The sequence below is a fragment of the Lapidilactobacillus concavus DSM 17758 genome, from assembly GCF_001435835.1.
Classification (GTDB): domain Bacteria; phylum Bacillota; class Bacilli; order Lactobacillales; family Lactobacillaceae; genus Lapidilactobacillus; species Lapidilactobacillus concavus.
In genome coordinates this window covers 1-2,531 of record NZ_AZFX01000021.1, presented here as the reverse complement: position 1 = coordinate 2,531, position 2,531 = coordinate 1, and the positions used below count along the sequence as shown (strand labels likewise).

Genomic DNA, 2,531 nt, shown 5'->3' with positions numbered 1-2,531 from the left:
TATCAGGTTATGCTGACAAATTTGTCCAAAAATTCGGATTAAATTTGCAATCTACCACATATTATATTTTGATATACTAATTAACGGCAATTTATCCTGAAAGGGTTTGTTGTAATGGTATTTCAAAGTATCTCGTTTAATACACCGATAAGCACTTTACTTAACGATACATAAAAATCGTGATACGATTCAGTTGTAGTTTTAAAGGATATTATGGTCACTAAGTTACACATATAAATTTTTATGGAGGTGTTGTACTATGGCGAATTTCTACGAAAATGATCCTTTTTTCAACAATGATATGGATGATGTTTTCAATCAATTATTTCGGCGCATGGATAATCAAAATTCGGAGCGTGCACGGTACTTAGTTAATGGAAAATCGTTGACACCAGATGAGTTTGCTCAATACCGATCAACTGGTAAGCTACCCCAAAATAATAAAACAATAGAAGTATCTAAAGATGGTAAACAGGCTTTTAAAAAAGGAGGGATTTTAGAAAAGTTAGGGACTAATTTGACGGAACAGGCTCGTGATGGATTACTAGATCCAGTGATTGGACGTGAGAATGAGATTCAAGAAACTGCAGAAATTTTGAGTCGTAGAACGAAAAATAATCCAATCTTAGTTGGTGATGCCGGTGTAGGTAAAACTGCAGTCGTCGAAGGTCTGGCACAAGCAATTGTGGCTGGTAAAGTTCCGGAAACGATTCAAGATAAAGAAATCTATTCGATTGATTTATCGTCTTTGGAAGCAGGAACTCAATATCGCGGTTCTTTTGAAGAAAATATTAAACAGCTGGTAAAGGAAGTTAAAGCAGCTGGTAATATTATTCTATTCTTCGATGAAATTCATCAGATTATCGGCACGGGTGCCACTGGTGGTGAAGATGGTGGCAAAGGATTGGCTGATATCATTAAACCTGCTTTGTCACGTGGCGAGCTGACTGTAATCGGGGCTACGACTCAAGATGAATATCGCAATACTATTTTGAAAAATGCGGCTTTGGCACGGCGATTCAATGATGTTGTGATTAATGAACCGACGGCCGCTGACACTTTACGTATATTACAAGGTGTTAAAAAGCTGTACGAAAAACATCATCATGTTGTATTACCAGATGATGTTTTGAAGGCGGCTGTGGATTATTCAATCCAATATATACCACAACGCACTTTGCCAGATAAAGCTATCGATTTGATCGACATGACTGCGGCTCATTTAGCGGCTAAAAATTCTCAAACTGATGTTGAGACATTGGATCAACGCGTTAAAAAATTAGAGGCAGCTAAGGAGGCCGCCGTTAAATCGGAGGACTTTAAAAAAGCCGCTGATATCAAGAAGTCGATCGAGGAAACCAAGCAAAAAATTAAAGAAACGGATCAAAAAGAAAAAATAACTGCCACGATTGATGATGTGGCACAATCGGTTGAACGTTTAACTGGTATACCAGTTTCTGATATGGGCGCTAATGATATTGAGCATTTGAAAAATCTTGATAAGCGTCTGAAAAGTAAGGTAATCGGTCAAGATGAAGCGGTTGAAATGGTAGCAAAAGCAATTCGGCGTAACCGTGCGGGCTTTTCAGAGGGTGATCAGCCGATTGGAAGTTTTCTGTTTGTGGGCCCAACTGGCGTAGGAAAGACTGAATTAGCTAAGCAATTAGCCTTAGATATGTTTGGAAATGAAAATGCGATTATTCGGCTAGATATGAGTGAATATGCTGATCGTACAGCTGTGTCGAAATTAATTGGTACCTCGGCTGGATACGTAGGCTATGAAGATAATGCTAATACTCTAACTGAACGGGTTCGGCGTAATCCATATTCCATTGTATTATTAGATGAAATTGAAAAGGCTGATCCACAAGTATTAACGTTACTATTACAAGTGATGGATGATGGGCGCTTAACGGATGGACAAGGCAATGTCATTAATTTCAAAAATACGATTATTATTGCTACTTCTAATGCTGGCTTTGGTAATGAAGCATTAAGTGGTGACAAGCAACGAGATCAGTCATTAATGGATAAGTTAGCACCATTTTTCCGCCCAGAATTTCTGAACCGTTTTAATGGAATCGTGGAATTTTCACATCTGACTAAGCAAGACTTAAGTCAAATTGTCGATTTGATGTTGGCGGATGTACAAAAAACGTTAGCCAAAAAATCCATCAAACTTGAGGTAACTAAAGCGGCCAAAGATTGGCTGATGGAACAAGGCTATGATGAAGCAATGGGTGCGCGGCCATTACGGCGAGTAATTGAACAACAAATTCGTGATAAGGTAACGGATTTCTACCTTGACCACTTAGATGTCAAAAACTTGAAGGCTGATTTAGTGGATGCTGAGATTGTGATATCGGCAGCTTAGCTTAAATCAGTGTTCATAAATAACTTTATGTAAGAGGAGATTTATTGGGCAGGAGATTGCTTGATAGATATCCTTTTTTCGATATCCTTTTTTCGTTGATTTTTAGAGAGCGTAAAATATCTTGTGTAAATGCATAAAAGATTTCTGAATTGTATAG

Annotated in this window: 1 protein-coding gene; it reads left to right on the top strand. The window is 38.0% G+C overall.

The genetic code is table 11. From position 1 onward, the window contains the following. Positions 1–259 precede the first annotated feature (259 nt). Entirely contained in the window at positions 260–2,374 is a 2,115-nt protein-coding gene (gene clpL / locus FC15_RS02605; RefSeq protein ID WP_057823686.1) for an ATP-dependent protease ClpL, read from the top strand. The last annotated feature ends 157 nt before the right edge of the window (positions 2,375–2,531 follow it).